Origin of the sequence: Streptomyces sp. NPDC102490, assembly GCF_044765285.1 — a bacterium.
In the GTDB taxonomy this organism is placed as follows: domain Bacteria; phylum Actinomycetota; class Actinomycetes; order Streptomycetales; family Streptomycetaceae; genus Streptomyces.
In genome coordinates this window covers 235,685-253,811 of record NZ_JBIWJU010000007.1, presented here as the reverse complement: position 1 = coordinate 253,811, position 18,127 = coordinate 235,685, and the positions used below count along the sequence as shown (strand labels likewise).

The window sequence follows — 18,127 nt, the reverse complement described above, 5'->3', positions numbered from 1 at the left end:
CGGTCGCGCTATCCCCGGCGGATCGTGATCGTCGTCCAGGCGCCCACGTGCACCCGGTCGCCGTCCTGGAGCGGCACCGGCACGAAGGGCTGGATCGGCTCCTCGCCGCCGTTGACCGTCGTGCCGTTCGTCGAGTTCTGGTCGACGACCGCCCAGCTGCCGTCCGGCTGCTGCACCAGCACCGCGTGCTGGTGCGAGACGCCCGGGTCCTCCGGCGGCACGGCCAGATCGATGTCCGGGGTGTCGCCGGTGGAGTGCCTGCGGCGGCCGATGGTGATCTGGTTGCCGGTGAGCGTGCGCTGCTGCTCGGGCGAGTACGCGGGCAGGTTCAGGCCCGCGGCCTCGGGGCCGGAGCGCTGCATCATCGCCATGAAGTACTCGCGGTCGGGACCGATCGTCGCCGACCAGGTCGTCGGCTGCTGGGGCCGCTGCGGCTGCTGCGGGAAGCCCTGGCCGGGCGGGGGTGCCTGGGTGGCGCCGGGCTGCGGGTAGCCGTAGCCGCTGCCCTGGGCCGGGCCCGGGCCACGGCCGTTCGGCCCGCCGGGGCCTGCCGGTCCACCGGGTCCACCAGGCCCGCCAGGTCCGCCCGGACCGGTGGACGACGGCGGGGAGAGCACCCAGTCGTCGTCACCGCCGCCGAAGGACGGGCCGCCCTGCTGCGGGCGGTTGGTCTCCTGCGGGAAGGCGGGCGGGGCCGGCGGACCGGACTGGAACCCCTGCGGGGCGCCACCGGGGCCGCCAGGGCCACCGGCGCCACCGGGCGGGGGCGGAACGGGGCCGGGCGGCGGCGGAACCGGACGCGACGGATCGCCACCGAAGCCGGGAGGCGCCGGGGGACCGGAGGGACCGCCCTGGCCCCCGGGACCACCAGGGCCACCGGGACCGTTCGGACCACCGGGAGCATGGGCGCTGTTGGGCCCACCGGGGCCACCGGGACCGCCGGGGCCACCGAAGCCGCCACCAGGTCGTCCGGGCCCACCAGGCCCACCAGGCCCATTGGGTCCACCGGACCCACCCGGGCCGCCGAAGCCACCCGCGGGGCCGCCGGGGCCGCTACCAGGACCGCCGGGGCCCCCGGGCCCGCCGGGGCTGTAGGGACCGTTCGGGCCGCCGGGACCGCCCGCGGGACCTCCAGGGCCACCGGGACCACCAGGGCCACCGGGACCACCAGGACCGCCGCGCCCCGACGGGTCGGCGCCGAAGGGCGGCGGGCCCGGGGGGATCGGTTCTGCGGGACGGTTCATCTGGGACGGGCGGGAGCCCTGGTAGTCGTACGCGTCACCGCCGCCGTACGACGGACGCGCGGGCGGCTGCCCGAAGTGCGGGGCCGGCGCCGGGCCGCCGGACGCCGGCGGGCGCGGGGCGGCCGGGGTGTACGAGGTGGCGGTGTTGGTCAGGAAGTTCCACCGGCACTCCTCGCAGAACGGCGCACCGCCCTCACGCGGCGTACGGCACTGCGGGCACAACTGCGGCTCGCCGCCGGGACCGCCGGGACCGCCCTGACCGGCGGGCGGCGGGAAGCCGTAGCCGCCGCCGGGCGGCGGTGGCGGCGGAGGGGGCGGCACGGCACCGGCCATGCGGTGACCGCAGACCTCGCACCAGTCGTCGGAACCCGACTGGTGTCCGTTCGGGCAGGTCGGCATGTCGGAGCTTCCCTCTCTTGCGGGCGTGTCGCGCGGTTGTTGTGCGTCACTTCTTTACACGAACCGTCTTGGTCGACCGGGTCTCGAGAGTCATCTCGTCGGCCTCCTCGACCTTCGCTTTCAGTCGCACAGTACCTGCCGCCGCGTCCACCACGTCCACCACCTTCGCGAGCAGTTTCGCCGTATCGGCGTTTCCGGAGGCACCGGCGAGCTGAACCGCGCGGCCCAGTTTGGCCGTTGCCCCGTCGATGTCTCCCGCTTTGCGTAGATCGAGCCCTTGCTGGATGGCTTGTGCCAGTTCGGCCTGCCCGGTGTAGTGGGCGACTTGGGGGTTGATCGACGTGGAAGCGGTCATGTCGTCGGTCCACACGGCCCGTACGAGACCCTGCGCGCCGAGGTTCTGCACGCTGCCGTCGGGCTCCGGGATGACCAGGGAGACGCGGGCGGCCAGCATCTCCTGGCCGAGGCCCGCGGCCGGTACCTCCACGCAGACGTGGTAGTCCCGGGACTCGTCGCCCCAGGAACCGAGGGGGTAGTCACCGGCCCGCGGTCCCGCCTCGGTGCGGCGGCCGGTCAGCTCCTCGACCGTCGGGGCGACCTGCTTGACGAACTTCACCGTGGTGCCGACCGGGGTCCACAGGCGCAGCGCGACGTCCGCGACCTCCTTGCCCATGGCCGTCTCCATCATCCGCGTGAAGTCGGCGGCCAGACCGGCCGGATCGGCGACGATGTCGGCGGTGCCGAGCAGGGCGGAGGCGATCCCTGTGACCTCTTTCACTTCCCAGTCGGTGCCCACGCCACGGGCGTCACACGTGAAACGCCCGGCGCAGGCGTCGAGCGCGGCCCTGAGGTCCTCCGGCGACTCGTGCTCGTTGCGGCCGTCGGTGAGCAGGATGCCGTGCCGGATGGCGACGTCCGCGGTGGACAGCAGCCGGTCGGCCAGCCGCAGCCAGGTGCCGATCGCGGTGCCGCCGCCCGCGCCGAGGCTGCGCAGCGCCTGCTTGGCCTGCGCCCGGGTGGTGGCGTCGGCGACCGCGAGCCGGCCTCCGCCCGGGTAGACCTCCTTGGCCACGTGCGTGCCGCCGATCACGGCGAAGTGCACGCCGTCGCGCAGGGTGTCGATCGCCGCGGACGTGGCGTCGCGGGCGTTGCGCATCTTGGTCGGCGGGTAGTCCATCGAGCCCGAGCAGTCGACCATCAGTGCCACGGCGGCGGACGGCCCCTGCCCGGGCGAGTACAGGTGGGGCGCGGCGACCGCGCTCCCGACCGTGCCGCCGCCGGTCGCGGTGACCGTGACGATGGCGTTGACCTCACGGCCGCCCTCGGGCAGGTACTCGTTCTGGTAGACGTCCACCGCGAACTGCGGCACGTTCGACTTCGAGAAATTGGCCATGCCGGATCGCATCCCCCTCTACGTCCCCACAGCGGTGGGGCCTTGGCTCACTGGTGCGGACCGCCCCCTGCGGTCCGCGAGGCCGCCGCTCCACCCGTGTCCGTGCGGGGGCCTCAGGCCGATCCTGCCCCCTGCGGAGGGGCCGGGAACGGCAGGAGGGCCACTGTTACGTTGTCGTGGCCCCCGCCGTCCAGGGCGTGACCGACCAGAACGCGGGCGCCGTGCAGCGGGCGGACGGCGGCGTCCAGGGGCATGGCCTCGGCCATCTCCTCGGCGGACTCCGCGTAGTTCCACAGGCCGTCCGTGCAGACCACGACCACACCGGGGCGGTCCGGCTTGAAGGACGCGGTGTGCGGCTCCAGTTCGTAGGCGTCGGCGCCCAGCCAGCCGGTGATCGCGTGGGCGCGCTCGTCGGCGTAGGCCTCCGCCTCGCTCATCAGACCGGCGGCGACCATCTGCGCGGCCCACGAGTCGTCCTCGGTGAGCCGGGCGGGCGGTGCGGTGCGGTCGGCCGGGACCCAGTAGACCCGGCTGTCGCCGACCCAGCCGACGACCAGCAGACCCGCGGTGACCACGGCGCCGACCAGGGTGCAGGCGGGCGCGTTCTGGTGCGGGGCCTGCTCGCGGGCGGTGGCGGGCTCGTCGGCCAGCGCGTTGACGGCGTGCGAGGCGGCGAGGATGGCGTCGTGCATGGCCTGCTGCGGGTGGGTGCCGCGCGGCAGGGCGCCGAGCAGCGACGCGCCGGCCGCCCGGGACGCGGCGAGCGAGGCGTCGTCGGGGCGGGTCGCGGAGGACACGCCGTCGCAGACGATCGCCACGGAGGCGGGGGCGCCGTCGGGCAGCGCGGTGCAGCCCACCGAGAACGCGTCCTCGTTGCGGTGGTGGCGCAGCCCGCGGTCGCTGACGGCGGCGATCGGTCCCGACTCCTGCTCCATGTGGTCGCGTTCGCGGGGCTGGGCGTGCCCGCAGTTCTCGCAGTAGCCGTCGTCGTCGACCCGGCCCGCGCGGCAGGCCACGCACACCTTCTCGGCCGCGGCCGGTGCCGGTGCGCCGCCTGGCGCCGGTTCGGCGGTGGTGGCCGGTTCGGCGGTCAGCCGCGGGTCGGGCGCCTGCAAGGGGTACTCCTCGGGCTCGCCCGGCCGGTCGAACCGCACACCGGCCGCGGGCGACCCGGCCGCCGGTGCCGGAACCGCCGGTGTCGGAACCACCGGTGCCGAGGGCGGCGCGGCGGGCGGGGGCGGCGGCAGCGGGGAGCCACCCGAGTCGGTGCCCGGCAGTTCGGCCGCCGCGTGCACCGGGGCGGGCCGGCCGTGGCCGTCCGAGTCCCGCACCGTGGGCCAGTCCACGCCGTCCGGCGCGGGCACCGCGCCGTCGACGGCCGGGGTCGGGCTGTCCGTGGGCCGCGCGGGCACGACGGACAGGTCGTATCCGCACGCACCGCAGAAACGGTCACCCGACTCGAGGGGTTCCTCGCAGCTCGGGCACTTCGGCACAGCGGCCTGCTGGGGCATCTGCGACATCAACTACACCCACGTCCGGGGGCGGTAACGATTGGCACGTTCCACCAGGTCGATCCTCTCCTCGCCGCCCCGCGCCAGCCGGGCCAGCGTGCGGTACGAACGCTCCAGACCGAAGCGCAGCCCGCGTTCGTCCAGGCCGCTGCCGAGCAGCGTCCGTCCCCCGGCGGCGGGCGGGACGGAACCCCGACCTCCGGAGAGTACCCAGTCCAGCGCGCAACCGAGGACCTCGGCCGACAGCTGCTCGCGCCGCGCCGGGTCCAGACCGTACACGTCCAGCGCCTCGACCTGCCGCGCGGCGGCGACCAGATCGTCCAGGAACCCCAGGTCGCCCGCCGCCGCGGTGCGCTGCCGCAGCCGCGCCCGTACGGCCGCCACGCGCGCCGCGGTGCAGTGGACGGACGTCTCCGGCACGGATTCCAACGTCCGTACGGCAGCGGCCCGGTCACCGGCGGCCAGTTGCACCCGGGCGAGCCCGAACGCCGCGCTGACATGGCTCGGGTCGGAGGACCACACCAGCCGGTAGTACTCGGCGGCGTTGTCGAGCTGCCCCAGCACCTCCGCGCACAGGCCGAGCGCCAGCTTGGGCGCGATCTCGCCGGGGAAGGCGTCGTAGACCGCGTCGAAGGCCAGCGCGGCGTCCTCGTGGGCGCCGGTCACCAGTGCGGACAGACCGCGGTACCAGACCACCCGCCAGTCGTCGGGGTGCTCGCTCTCCAGGGTGCCCAGCGCCGCCAGCGCGCCGGACGCGTCGCCGTTCTCCAGCAGGGCCCTGATCTGCCGCAGCCGGGTCTCGGTCGACGGCGCCGGGGCCGCGGCCAGCGCGGTCAGCAGCTCGGCCGGCGCGGACGCCATGAGGCCCGCCAGGAAACCCGCGTTGGGGTCACCGGCGTCCACCCGGGGGACCGGCAGCGCGAGCGAGGCGGTGGGCGCGTCGGCCCCCTTGACCAGGCCGGCGGCGGGGGTGCCGAGACCGCCGACCGTGCTGACCGCGCCCGGCAGCGAGGCGCTCGCGCCCCCGGGCGCGGCCACCGGCGCTCCGGCCGGCCCCGCGGCCGCGCCGACCGGCGGGGCGTGCGCGACGGTCCCGCCCGGCGCGCCCACGGCGGGACCGGACCCGCCCGGCAGCGCGGGGCCCGCCCCGCCCGGCAGGGCCGCACCGGAGCCGCCCCGGCGCCGTCTCGGACCCGGCACCCTGGCCCCCAGCCGCGACACCTCGCCGTCCAGGCGCGGGAACAACTCCGTGTCCGTGACCCGGATCTCGGGCCCGAACAGCGTGGAGACGGCGGGCCTGGCGCGGCCCGTCTGGAGCGAGACCACCTCGCGCAGCACGCCCGTCAGCTGCTCCGCCATCTCCTGCGCGGAGGCGAACCTGCGGGCCGGATCGGGGTCGGTGGCCCGCACCAGCAGCCGGTAGAACGACTCGTACTGCCGGAAGACCTCGATGCTGTCCGGGTCGGGCAGCGAGTCCGCGTACACGGTGGTGTAGCCCTGGAAGTCGAACGACAGCACGGCGAGGGTCCGCCCGACCGTGTACAGGTCGGACGCCACCGACGGGCCGACGTCGGCGACCTCCGGGGCCTGGTAGCCCACCGTGCCGTAGATGGCCGACTCGTCGTCGTCCATGCGGCGCACCGCGCCCATGTCTATGAGCTTGAGCTGGTCCTCGGTCTGGATCGCGTTGTCGACCTTGAAGTCGCAGTACAGCAGCTTGCGGCTGTGCAGGTGGCCGAGCGCCTCCAGCGCCTCGATGCCGTACGCGCAGGCCTGCTCGACCGGCAGCGGATCACGGCGGCCCTCGGGGGAGCGCCGGGCGTTGGCGATCTCCTTGAGTGACTTGCCGCCGACGTACTCCATGACGATGTAGCCGTCGAGGGAGCCGGTGCGCTGGTCGAGGTGCTCGACGAAGTTGTAGATCCGCACGATGTTGGCGTGCTCGATCTCGGCGAGGAAGCGCCGCTCGGAGATCGCCGCCGCCATCGCGTCCTGGTCGCCGGTGTCCAGCAGGCCCTTGAGGACCACCCAGCGGTCGGAGACCGCCTTGTCGACGGCGAGGTAGATCCAGCCGAGGCCGCCGTGCGCGAGGCAGCCCACCACCTCGTACTGGCCGTGCACCACGTCCCCGGCCTTCAGCTTGGGCACGAACGAGTACGGGTGGCCGCACTTGGTGCAGAAGCCCTCCGTGCGGCCCGGCCGCTCGCCGCGCGCCCGCCCGACCGGCGCCCCGCAGTCCGAGCGCGAGCAGAACCGCTTGCGCTCCGGCACCTCCGGGCGGTCCATCACCATCTCGCGCGGGTCGGGCCGCGGCACCGCCGGCACCTCGACGAGCCCGGCGCCGAGGCGCCCGCGCGCGGTGGAACCCACGCCCGAACCGGAGCTGCGCACCGACACCGAACGCCCCGTGGAGCGGCCCGACACGGCTCGTGAGAGCCGCCCCGACACGGAGCGCCGGGACTTCGACGACTGCGAGGACGTACGGGAACTGCGGGCGCTGGAGCGGGAACCGCCACCGCCCGACGAACCGCGCGATCCGCGCGAGCCCCGGCCCCCGGTGACGCCGGTCGGTGCCGAGCCCAGCGTGCCGCCCGCGGCGACGACCGGCGCGAGACCGCACGTGTCGCAGTACAGCTCGCCGCCGCCCATGTCCTCGTAGGTCCCGCCGCAACCGGGACGCTGACACGTCCGCCCTGCCTCACTCATGACGCTGCCTCCCCCTGCTCGCGCGTGCGCGGGCCGCCCTTCGTGCGCCGGTCGCCCCTCATGCGCCGGGTCCCGTCCGGTCCACCGGGCCGCCCTGGCCGGGCACGCGCCGTGCGGTGCCGAGCAGTTCGGCCGCCGCGTGCTGGTAGCGCAGCACGGCCTGCTCGGCGACGCGCAGGTCGCAGGGCGCGCTCCACAGCATGCGGCGGGCCTTCTCGTACTTCTCGGCCAGCTCGGGGTCCTCGGCGTGGCCCAGCCGGGCCATCTTCGCCTTGTACGCGTCGAGCCGGCCGCGCAGCTCGGCGCGGACCGCGAGCGGCGCGGTGACCGCCGTCAACGACTCCCGGGCCCGCAGCAGTTCGTCCTCCGCCTTCTCCTCCAGGGACTCCAGGAGCGGCGACAGCCGGTGCCACTGGGCGTGCCTGCGGTACTCGGCGGCCGCCGCGAGCTGCTCCTGGAGCACGATCGGCGGCCCGCCGACCACCGGCACCTCCGTCGCGGCGATCTTCGCCAGCACCTCGCCGCGCGCGGTACGGGCCTCGGCCAGCGTGCGGTCGGCGCGCGAGAGCACGTCCCGCAGCCGCACGATCCGCTGCTCGGCGTCCTGGCGCACGGCCAGCACCGCGTCGATCTCGCGGCGCACCTCCTCCAGGGCGCGCGCCTCCCGGTCGTACACCGTGGTGTCCGGACGGCCGCCGCCCGGTGCCGAACTGCCCTGGGCGGGCGCCCAGAAGGCCAGCGGGTCGGAGATCACCTGTTCCCGCAGCCGGGTCAGGGTGCGGGTGATCCGCTCCAGGTCGTCGCCGGCCGGGTGCTCGCCGGGGCGCACCCCCACGGAGTGGGCCAGCTCGCGGGTGCGGCGCAGCTCGGCGGCGAGCAGATCGATCCGGGCGGGCAGCGCCGACCACACCGCGTCGGCGGCGACCACCATGTCCAGGGAGGTCGCGTAGAGCTGGTTCATCCGTTCCACCAGCGTCACCAGCGAGTACCGCTCGCTGAGCCGGCCCGGACCGCCGTGCGGGGCGGGCGCGTTCGCGGTGGCGGCGGCCGCGCCGGACACCGTGACGGCCTCGCCGCGCAGCAGCTCCGTCAGCTCCGCCAGGTCCTCGCGGCTGGACCAGCGGCGCCGGGAGCGGATCTCCCGGGCGGTGCGCAACGCGCCCGTGTACGCGTCGAAGTAGGCCCACAGCAGCGTGATCGACGCCTCCGCGGCACTCCAGCGCTCGGCGGTGACACCGGTCAGCTCGGCGCCCTCGAGGAGTCTGCGGCCCGCGTGGTCCTGGAGGGCCAGGAGCGAGGTCTCGATCGCCTCGTGCTCCGCGCCGAGCCGCGCCAGCGCACGGTCCACCTCGTCCCGGTCCATCACCGGCCCGGTGGGTCCCGTGTCGCCCATCGATCACCTCTCGCCGTAGCGGACTTGCGTGTGCCGTGCGTGTGCTCTGTCCTCGCCTGCGCCGCCGCCGGTCAGCTCCTGCGCACGTACTGCGGGGTCGGCGGCAGCGACTTGGCCGCGCCGTCCATGGTCTGCGACAGCCACTTCTCGTACGAGTGCTGCCACCCGCCCGTCCGGTCCGCGCGCCACTCCTCGAGGACCCGGTTGACCCGGCGTACCAGATCGTCGGCGTCCTTCTTCATCGCCACGCCGTAGTACTCGGTGGTGAAGGCGTCGCCCTTCAGCTCGACCGTCGGGTCCTGCGCGGCCTGGCTCGCGGCGAGGGCGCCGTCGGTGACGACCGCGTCCACCTCGCCGAGCTGGAGCCGCACCAGGCAGTCGAGTTGGTTGGGCACGGTGGTGCGCAGGTCGACGCCCTCGGCGAGCCTGCCGTCCTTCCGGTCCTGCTCCAGCGTGCTCAGCGCCGTCGAACCCGCCGCCGTGCAGATCTCCTTGCCGGCCAGCGTGCCGTCGTACCCGGTGATCTTCGAGGACTTGGGGGCCAGCACCTGCTGACCGGTCCTGAAGTAGGGGGCGGAGAACGCGACGTCCTCCAGCCGGTCGCAGTTGATGGTCATCGTGCGGACCACCATGTCGACCCGGCCGTCCTGGATCGCGGGGATGCGCTGGTCGGTGGGGATCGCCTTGAACTGCACGGCGTTCTCGTCGCCGAGGACGTCCTTCGCGATCCGGTGCGCCAGGTCGATGTCGAAGCCCTCCAGTTCGGCGTCGCCGCCGCTGTTCGGGTCGCGGTAGCCCCAGCGGTAGCTGTTCTGGTCGACGCCGACGACCAGCTTGCGCTTCTCGCCCTCGCGGGCGCGGATCTCGTCGATGGTGGGGCCGCCGTCCCCGGACGGGGCGAGGGTCTGCTTCTCCGGGTCCGCGCACTCCTGCGCGGCCCGCGCCTGGCTGCCGCGGGCGGCGCCGTGACCGTCGTCGTCCGCACCGCCACCGCCGCCCGTGCCGTGCCAGGGGCCCAGCGGCAGGAGCAGGGCCGCCAGCACCGCGAGGCCGCAGGCGAAGGCCATCGCCCCCACGCCGCCCCAGCCCCTCAGGCCGGCCCGCCACCGTCCGGCACGCATCCTCACGCCCCCTTTCCCGGGTCCTGCCTCCACGGCCTTCACGGGCACCCCTTCCCACCGGCCCGCCGGGCCCGCACCCCGGCTCACCGGTACTCCGACAGCCTGCGGCCGATGCCGATCAGCGCTCCGGCCGCCCCCAGCGCGGCGAGCACGCCCGCGCCCTGCGGCAGATAGCCCATCGCGTCCAGGCCGTCGCCCGCCGCCTGCTCGAACTCCGCCTTCTCGTGCTTCAGCGCGGTGGCGAGCGCGGTGTCGACGCCGTCGAAGCACTCCACCGTGGCGCCGTCGCCGCCGATCACCAGGTTCAGCGCCCGCTGGTAGTTGCCGTTCTCGTCCTGGGTACGGGCCGAGGCGTGGCGCTTCTTCCACTCCGCCATGGTGCCGTTCGCCGTGTCGACCGGCTGTTCGCCCGCCTTGTCGTCGGCGAGCCGCCCCGCCTCGGCCAGTGCCGCGCCGAGGCTGTCCAAATTCTTGCCGAAGGCCAGGTCGTAGGAGTCGTACGTCGTGTCGCCCACCTTGGTCGTCTCCGCGCCGCGGGAGACCAGGGTCAGGTTTTCGTTGCCCCGCGCCTTGAGGGAGGCGATACGGGCCTCGTTCAGCGCGTTGAGGGAGCGCACGCCGTGCTCGTAGGAGTCGGTCAGGTTCGACCGGGCGACGCTGTGGCCGACGACCAGCCAGAGCAGCACCACCGCGGAGGCGGCGGTCGCCGCGACCAGGCCGTGGTTCAGGACGCGGTTGGTGCGCCGGTAGTTCCGGTGCTGGGCCCAGGCCAGCGCGGCGAGCAGGACGACGCCGAGGGCGATCGCCGCCCAGGGGTAGGGCTTGGCGTCGCCGTAGTCGGCGCCCAGCCGCTGGTTCTCCTTCTTGTAGAGGTCCTCCGCCGCCGGGAGCATCTCCTTCTGCATCTTCTCGTTGGCGTAGCGCAGATAGGCGCCGCCGACCGGGAAGCCCTGCCGGTTGTAGGTGCGGGCGCGCTCGACCAGGCCCTTGTACTCGGGCAGCAGGCGGTTCAGCTCGGCGATGGTCGTCGCCGCCGGGGACTTCGGCTCGGAGTTGGCGGCGGCCGTCACGAGCCCGTCGGCGGCCGTACGGATGCCGTTGTCGTAGCGCGTGCGGGAGTCCTCGGTCTCCTGGCCGCCGGCCAGGAAGCCGCTGGAGGCCGCCGTGTTGGCCTCGGCCAGGGAGCGGTAGATGTCGGCCGCGGCGGAGCTGAGCGGCTGGCTGCGGGTGAGCACGTCGTCGGCCGCCGCGGCCCGCTCGTTCATCTGCCAGGCGGTGACGGTGCCGAAGGCGACGACGAGCACGGCGAGCACCGCGCCGATGATGCGCAGCCGCCCCGGCTCGGTGACCGCCGCGGCGCGCAGCCGGTCCACGCCCTCGGCGAAGGCGGTACGCCGCGGCGCCGTGTCCGGCGGCGGTGCCGCGCCGCTCTTCGGCGGTTGTGTCACTGCTGACCTCCCCCATGGTCATCCGTCGCCGCAAGTATCGCTGCCCGCACCGACATGCGCACCGGCCTTGGCCCGATCTTGATGTGATCCCGGTGCAACGCACCACCCCTGCCCATGAATACGCCACGGGAACCGGTTCGGTTCCCGTGGCGGCTCAGGCGGCGAAGTACTCCCGGGCCCGCTCCCGGGCCCCGGGCGCCGCACCCACGTGGTCGAGGCCCAGCAGCACCGCGCCCAGCACGGGCCGGGCCGTCACCACCCGGGGCACGGCCTTGGGGGCACGGGCCGCCAGCCGTTCCCGTATCCGCTCGTCCAGCTGCGGATGCCGGGCCGCCAGCACGCTGCCGCCGAGCAGGACCGGCGCGGGTTCGGCCAGCAGGTCGAGGCGGGTCAGCGCGACCGTGGCCATGGCGACCACCTCGTCGGCCTGCCGGTCCACGATCGACCGGGCGAGCGGGTCGCCGTCGGCCGCCGTGGCGAACAGCACGGGGGTCAGTTCGTGCCGCCGTGCCGGCTCGATCCGCCGCAGGTGCAGGGCCTCGATGAGGGCGTACATCGAGCCGAGGCCGAAGTGGGCCGGCAGGGCGCGGGCCAGTTCCGTGCGCCCGCCCCGGCCGTCCTCCGCGCGCGCGGCGTGCCACAGCGCCTCCTCGGCCAGCCCCCAGCCGCCGCCCCAGTCGCCGGAGATGCGGCCGATGGCCGGGAAGCGGGCGGTGCGGCCGTCGGGGCGCATGCCGACGCAGTTGACACCGGCCCCGCACACGACGGCGACCCCCAGCGGCTCGGCGACGCCCGCCCGCAGGATCGCGAACGTGTCGTTGCGGACCGCGACGCTCGTGCCCCACGCGCGCGCGTGCAGCGCGGCGGCCAGCCGCTCCTCCTCCACCGGCAGGTCGGCGTTGGCCAGACACGCCGACACGTGGTCGACGGAGGTGACCCCGGCCGCCGCGAAGGCCCGGGCCACCGCGTCCGCCAGGGCGTCCACCGCCCGTTCGACCCCCACGGCGGGCGGCCGGAAGGCCCCGCCGCGCGCCGTGCCGAGGACCTCGCCGTCGGCCGCCACCACGGCCACGTCGGTCTTGCTGTTGCCCGCGTCGACGGCGAGGACGCTCGCGCTCAGGCCCACGCGAGGTGCTCCCGGTTGTGCGCGATCAGCCGGTCGGTGAGCCGCTCGGCGTACGCGTACTGGCCCACCAGCGGGTGGGCGAGCAGTGCCCGGAAGACCCGGTCCCGGCCGCCGCGCAGGGCCGCGTCCAGGGCCAGGTCCTCGTACGCGGTCACGCTCGCCATGAGCCCCGCGTACAGCGGGTCCACGTCCGCCACCGGCAGCGGGGAGGCACCCTTGCCGCCCACCGCCGCCGGGACCTCGATCACCGCGTCGTCGGGGAGGAAGGGCAGCGTGCCCCGGTTTGAGGTGTTCACCACCTGGTACGGGGAGCCGGCGCCGCCGAGCAGGGCGGCGGCGAGGTCGACGGCGGCCTCGGAGTAGTAGGCGCCGCCGCGCTTGGCGAGCAGCGCGGGCTTCTCGTCCAGGGCCGGGTCGCCGTACATCGCCAGCAGTTGCCGTTCCATCTCCGCCACCTCGGCGGCCCGGGACGGCTTGGTGCGCAGCTCGTCGACGACCTCGTCGTGGGCGTAGTAGTAGCGCAGGTAGTACGACGGGACGACGCCGAGCCGGTCCAGGAGCGGCCGGGGCAGACGCAGGTCGGCGGCGACCGTGTCCCCGTGCTCGGCGAGCAGCCGGGGCAGCACGTCCTCGCCCTCGGGGCCGCCGAGGCGTACGCCGGTCTCCCAGGTGAGGTGGTTGAGGCCCACGTGGTCCAGGTGGACGTCGGCGGGCGCCACCCCGAGCAGCGCGGCGAACTTGCGTTGCAGCCCGATCGCCACGTTGCACAGCCCGACCGCGCGGTGCCCGGCCCGCAGCAGGGCACGGGTGACGATGCCGACCGGGTTGGTGAAGTCGATGATCCAGGCGTCCGGGTTGGCCCGGCGCACCCGCTCGGCGATGTCCAGCACCACCGGCACGGTGCGCAGCGCCTTGGCGAGGCCGCCGGCGCCGGTCGTCTCCTGGCCGACGCAGCCGCACTCCAGCGGCCAGGTCTCGTCCCGCTGCCTGGCCGCCTGGCCGCCGACCCGTAGCTGGAGCAGGACCGCGTCGGCGCCGTCGACGGCCGCGTCCAGGTCCGAGGTGGTGACCACGCGGCCGGGGTGCCCCTGTTTGGCGAGGATGCGCCGGGCGAGGCCGCCGACCAGCTCAAGGCGGTCCGCCGCCGGGTCGACGAGGACCAGCTCCTCGACGGGCAGCGTGTCCCGCAACCGGGCGAAGCCGTCGATCAGTTCGGGCGTGTAGGTCGAACCGCCGCCGACCACGGTGAGTTTCATACAGACATCAACCCTTTACTCCAGTGAGCGTGACACCCTCGACGAACGCCTTCTGCGCGAAGAAGAACACGAGGATCACGGGGGCCATGACCAGCACGGTCGCGGCCATGGTGAGGTTCCAGTCGGTGTGGTGGGCGCCCTTGAAGGACTCCAGGCCGTAGGAGAGCGTCCAGGCGCCGGGGTTCTCGGAGGCGTAGATCTGGGGGCCGAAGTAGTCGTTCCAGGCGTAGAAGAACTGGAAGAGGGCCACCGCCGCGATGCCCGGTTTCGCCATCGGCAGGACGACCTTCAGCAGGGTGCGCAGCTCCCCGCAGCCGTCGACCTTCGCCGCGTCCAGGTATTCGTCCGGGACGGTCAGCAGGAACTGGCGCAGCAGGAAGATCGAGAAGGCGTCGCCGAAGGCCATCGGGACGATCAGTGGCCACAGCGTGCCGGACAGGTCCAGCTGCTTGGCCCAGAACAGGTACATCGGGATGACGATCACCTGCGGGGGCAGCATCATCATCGAGATCACCAGCATCAGGGACAGGTGCCGGCCCCGGAAGCGGAACTTGGCCAGCGCGTACGCCACCGGGATCGACGACGCCACGGTCAGCACGGTGCCGAGCCCCGCGTACAGCAGCGTGTTCTTCCACCAGGTGAGGAAGCCGGGCGTGTCCAGGACCGTGCGGTAGTTGCCCCACTGCCAGGTGTGCGGCCACAGGTCGCGGGTGAGCGCCTGCTGGTCGCTCATCAGCGAGGTGAGCACCACGAAGACGAACGGCAGCGTGAAGAAGAGGGCGGCGGCCACGCCCAGGGAGTGGACGGCGATCCAGTGCAGCAGCACGCGCCGGCGGGCGGTGCGCTCCTCGGAGGGCGGCGGGCTGCCGGCCGCGGCGGGCCGGGTCGGCACCTGGGCCGTCGGTACTTGGGTGGTCATCGGTCACCTGCCTGGATCAGACCGCCCCGGCGGCGCATCAGCAGCGCCGTGAACGCCATCGCCAGCGCGAACAGCACCAGCGCGACCACACAGGCGGCGCCGTAGTCGAAGCGCTGGAAGCCGAGGTTGTAGACGAGCTGGGGGAGGGTGAGGGTCGACTGGTCGGGATAGCCGGGCTCGAAGGACTGGCCGGAGCCGCCGATGATCCCGGAGGCGACCTTCCCGGCGACCAGCGGCTGCGTGTAGTACTGCATGGTCTGGATCACGCCCGTGACCACGGCGAACAGCACGATCGGGGAGATGTTCGGCAGCGTCACGAACCGGAACCGCTGCCAGGCCGACGCCCCGTCCAGCTCGGCCGCCTCGTACTGCTCCCTCGGCACGTCGAGCAGCGCGGCCATGAAGATCACCATCAGGTCGCCCACGCCCCACACCGCGAGCGCGGTCAGCGCCGGTTTGGACCAGGCGGCGTCCGTGAACCAGCCGGGCGCCGGCACGCCGAGGCCCTCCAGGACCGAGTTGACCGGCCCCGTACCGGGGTTGAGGAGGAAGACGAAGGCGAGGGTCGCGGCGACGGGCGGGGCGAGGTAGGGCAGGTAGAAGAGGGTGCGGAAGACACCGGCGCCCGACTTGATCTTCGTGATGAGCAGTCCCACCCCGAGCCCGAACGCCACCCGGCAGGTCACCATCACCAGGACCAGCCAGAGGGTGTTGCGCAGCGCGGGCCAGAACAGCGGGTAGTCCTGGAAGACGTACGCCCAGTTCTCCAGGCCCCGGAACTCCGGGACGCCGAAGCCGTCGTACTTCATCAGCGAGAAGTACACGGTGGACACCAGGGGATAGGCGAAGAAGACGCCGAACCCGACGAGCCACGGTGACATGAAGGCCGCCGTCCGAAGCGCCGCGGACCGGCGCTTCGCGCGGAGCGTGTGGGTGGCCATGGATCGCTACTTCGCCTGCGCGATGTCGCGGTCGATCTGCGCGGCGGTCTTCTCCAGACCGGCCTCGAGATCCTTCACCTTGCCCGACTCGTACCGGTAGCCGAAGTCCTGGAGGGTCAGCTGGTAGGTGGCGCCGTTGACGGAGGCGGGCGGGGAGTTCGACTCGGGGTGCTGGGCGATGTCCAGGAAGGTCTGGAACGCCGGGTCGGTCTTCAGGTCCGGCGACTTGAGGGCCGGGAAGGTGGAGGGCACGTTGCGGATGGCGTTGGCGAAGGCGACGACGGCCCCGGTGTCGGTCGTCATGTACTTCACCAGCTCCCAGGCGGCGTTCTGCTTCTTGCTCTGCGGGGCGATGCCCATGACGGTGCCGGACAGGAAGCCCTTGCCGTACTCGGCCACTTCGTCGTCGGCGACGGGCATCGGCGCGGTGCCGATCTCGAAGCCGACGCCCGCGTCCTTCGCCATGCCGAGCCGCCACTCGCCGTCCAGCTGCATGGCGACCTGGCCGGTCTGGAAGGGGTGCTTGGCGCCCCACTCGTCGCCGAAGGTGTTGCGGTACCGCTCCAGCTTCTCGAAGCCGCCGAGGTCGTCGACGAGCTTCTTCTGGTACCTGAACATCTCGGCGAACGCCGGGTCCTCGGCGACGTTCGACCTGCCGTCCTCGTCGAAGTACGCGTGGTCCCACTGGGACATGTAGTGGTCGACGACGCTCTCGTAGCCGTGGTAGTTCGGCATGAAACCGAGCTGCTGGTACCCGTCGCCCTTGGTCTTCGTCAGCTTCTTCGCCACCCGGGCGAACTCCGACCAGGTCCTGGGCGGTGCCTTGATCCCGGCCGCCTCGAAGGCGTCCTTGTTGTAGTAGAGGCCGTAGGCGTCGCCGAGCAGCGGCAGGGCGCAGCGCGTCCCCTCGAACTGGGTGTACTCCAGCATCGGCTTCGGGATCAGCGCGTCGAGATCGAGCTTGGACTTCTCGATGAACGGCTTGAGGTCGAGGAAGGCGCCCGAGGAGCAGAACTTGCCGATGTTGGAGGTGGTGAACGAGGACACCACGTCGGGGCCGTTCGAACCGCCCGCGCGCAGGGCCTGGTTGAGCTTGTCGTCGTTGATGTTGCCGACGACCTTCACCTTGATGTGGGGGTGCGCCTTCTCGAAGCGGTCCACGTTGGCCTGGACGGCCTTCACCTCGGCGGGCGCGCTCCAGCCGTGCCAGAAGGTGAGGGTCGTCTCGGCGTCGGGGTCGTCGGAGGCGCCGGATTCGGACTGGCCGGTACAGGCGGTGGCGAGCAGGGCGAGGGAGGCGGAGGCGGCGATCGCGAGGGCCGCTTTCCTGGATATTCCGGGCATGGCGAAGCTCCCAGGGGCAGGGTGGGGACAGGTGGGTGGGGCGGGGTGGAGCCGGCGGGGTGGGGCGGGGTCAGCGCGAGGTGTCGAAGACCTCGTCGCGGGTGGCCGCGAGCGCGCTCTCCAGTGCGCCGCGCAGGACGGGGTCCTCGGTCACGGCGCCGACGGCGAGCCGGGGCCGGGAGGCGGCCAGGTCCTCCAGCTCGTCCCGGACCAGGTCGCGCAGCGCCTCACCGCCCGCGGTGAGGGAGGTGCCGCTGAGGACCACCAGCTCGGGGTCCAGTACCGAGACGAGGGAGGCGAGGCCGGTGGCCAGGCGGGTGGCGTAGGTCTGGAGCAGGCGGCGGTGCGGGTCCTCGCCGGAGCCGGCCCGCGCCGCGCGGGCCACCAGGGCGGCGGCGACCTCGGTGTGCGGGCCCGAGGGCACGTCCGCGACGCCCAGCTCCCGGGCCAGTCCCGGCAGGGCCTGGGAACCGGCCAGCTCCTGGAAGCCGCCGCTGCCGGTGCGGCTGACCTTGCGCACCAGCGGGGCGCCCGGCACCGGCAGGAATCCGACCTCCCCGGCGCCGCCGGTCCAGCCGCGGTGCAGCCGGCCGCCCAGGACCAGGGCGGCGCCCAGGCCCTCCTGGTTCCACAGCAGGACGAAGTCCTCGTGCCCCCGGGCCGCGCCGAGGCGCTGCTCGGCCACGGCGGCGAGGTTCACGTCGTTCTCGTACTCCACCGGCATCGGCAGGGCGGCGGCGAGTTCCTCCAGGAGCGTGGGGGAGTGCCAGCCGGGCAGGTGGGAGGCGTACCGCAGCCGCCCGGTGCCGGGGTCGAAGGCGCCCGGCGTGCCGATGACGAGGCGGTGGACGTCGGCGCGGGCGAGTCCGGCGGCCTTCACCGCGCCGTCGAGGGCATCGGTGACCTGCTGGACGACGGGGACGGCGGGGCGGCGGCCCGGGGTGGGCAGCTCGTACCGGCCGACCGTACGCCCGGTGACGTCGGCGACCGCGGCCAGGATGCGGCCCGGGGCGACGTCGAGCCCGGCGGCGTAGGCGGCGGCCGGGTTGACCTCGTAGAGCTGGGCGCCGGGCCCCGGGCGGCCCTCGGTCGTGCCCCCCGCCAGGACCAGCCCCGCCGCCTCCAGGCGGGCCAGCAGCTGCGAGGCGGTCGGCTTCGACAGGCCGGTCAGCTTGCCGATCCGGGTCCGGGACAGCGGCCCGTGCTCCAGCAGGAGGTCGAGTGCGGCCCGGTCGTTCATGGCGCGCAGGACGCGCGGGGTGCCCGGCGTACCGGCGGTTCCTGCCATGCGTGTCCACACCTGCCTCTCGACCGCTCAGCTTTTCA

General features: G+C 73.9%; 13 protein-coding genes. All 13 read right to left on the bottom strand.

The annotated features are described in order from the left end of the window. Window positions 1-8: 8 nt before the first annotated feature. On the bottom strand, window positions 9-1,643 hold the full coding sequence (locus tag ACIRGB_RS18030; RefSeq protein WP_403865424.1) for an FHA domain-containing protein: 1,635 nt from the start codon (window positions 1,641-1,643) through the stop codon (window positions 9-11). A 46-nt stretch (window positions 1,644-1,689) separates the two neighbouring features. Continuing rightward, entirely contained in the window at window positions 1,690-3,036 is a 1,347-nt protein-coding gene (locus ACIRGB_RS18025) for a VWA domain-containing protein (RefSeq protein ID WP_403865421.1), read from the bottom strand. A 113-nt stretch (window positions 3,037-3,149) separates the two neighbouring features. Continuing rightward, window positions 3,150-4,556 (bottom strand): PP2C family serine/threonine-protein phosphatase, encoded by a 1,407-nt coding sequence (locus ACIRGB_RS18020; RefSeq protein ID WP_403865418.1) that lies wholly within the window; start codon window positions 4,554-4,556, stop codon window positions 3,150-3,152. 3 nt (window positions 4,557-4,559) lie between these two features. Further along, complete coding sequence (locus ACIRGB_RS18015) at window positions 4,560-7,253, bottom strand: tetratricopeptide repeat protein (RefSeq protein WP_403865415.1); 2,694 nt, start codon at window positions 7,251-7,253, stop codon at window positions 4,560-4,562. A 58-nt stretch (window positions 7,254-7,311) separates the two neighbouring features. Continuing rightward, window positions 7,312-8,646 carry a hypothetical protein gene (locus ACIRGB_RS18010; RefSeq protein ID WP_403865412.1) on the bottom strand — a complete coding sequence of 445 codons (1,335 nt, stop codon included), beginning with the start codon at window positions 8,644-8,646 and terminating at the stop codon, window positions 7,312-7,314. Between the two features lie 71 nt (window positions 8,647-8,717). Further along, window positions 8,718-9,767, bottom strand: a complete 1,050-nt coding sequence (locus ACIRGB_RS18005; protein ID WP_403865409.1) for a glutamate ABC transporter substrate-binding protein — start codon at window positions 9,765-9,767, stop codon at window positions 8,718-8,720. An 83-nt stretch (window positions 9,768-9,850) separates the two neighbouring features. Beyond that, window positions 9,851-11,215, bottom strand: coding sequence for a hypothetical protein (locus ACIRGB_RS18000; RefSeq protein ID WP_403865406.1), 1,365 nt, complete (start codon window positions 11,213-11,215; stop codon window positions 9,851-9,853). Window positions 11,216-11,369: 154 nt separating this feature from the next. Continuing rightward, entirely contained in the window at window positions 11,370-12,341 is a 972-nt protein-coding gene (locus ACIRGB_RS17995) for an N-acetylglucosamine kinase (protein ID WP_403865404.1), read from the bottom strand. Further along, window positions 12,332-13,597: a 6-phospho-beta-glucosidase gene (locus tag ACIRGB_RS17990; RefSeq protein ID WP_403865400.1), complete on the bottom strand. Its 1,266-nt coding sequence runs from the start codon at window positions 13,595-13,597 to the stop codon at window positions 12,332-12,334. Before ACIRGB_RS17990 ends, ACIRGB_RS17995 begins: the two co-directional genes overlap by 10 nt. 7 nt (window positions 13,598-13,604) lie before the next feature. Next, on the bottom strand, window positions 13,605-14,516 hold the full coding sequence (locus tag ACIRGB_RS17985) for a carbohydrate ABC transporter permease (protein WP_403865397.1): 912 nt from the start codon (window positions 14,514-14,516) through the stop codon (window positions 13,605-13,607). Beyond that, on the bottom strand, window positions 14,513-15,457 hold the full coding sequence (locus ACIRGB_RS17980) for a carbohydrate ABC transporter permease (protein WP_403865394.1): 945 nt from the start codon (window positions 15,455-15,457) through the stop codon (window positions 14,513-14,515). Before ACIRGB_RS17980 ends, ACIRGB_RS17985 begins: the two co-directional genes overlap by 4 nt. A 6-nt stretch (window positions 15,458-15,463) precedes the next feature. After that, complete coding sequence (locus ACIRGB_RS17975; protein WP_403865391.1) at window positions 15,464-16,801, bottom strand: ABC transporter substrate-binding protein; 1,338 nt, start codon at window positions 16,799-16,801, stop codon at window positions 15,464-15,466. Between the two features lie 70 nt (window positions 16,802-16,871). Next, window positions 16,872-18,089, bottom strand: coding sequence for an ROK family protein (locus ACIRGB_RS17970; protein ID WP_403865388.1), 1,218 nt, complete (start codon window positions 18,087-18,089; stop codon window positions 16,872-16,874). Window positions 18,090-18,127: the final 38 nt, after the last annotated feature.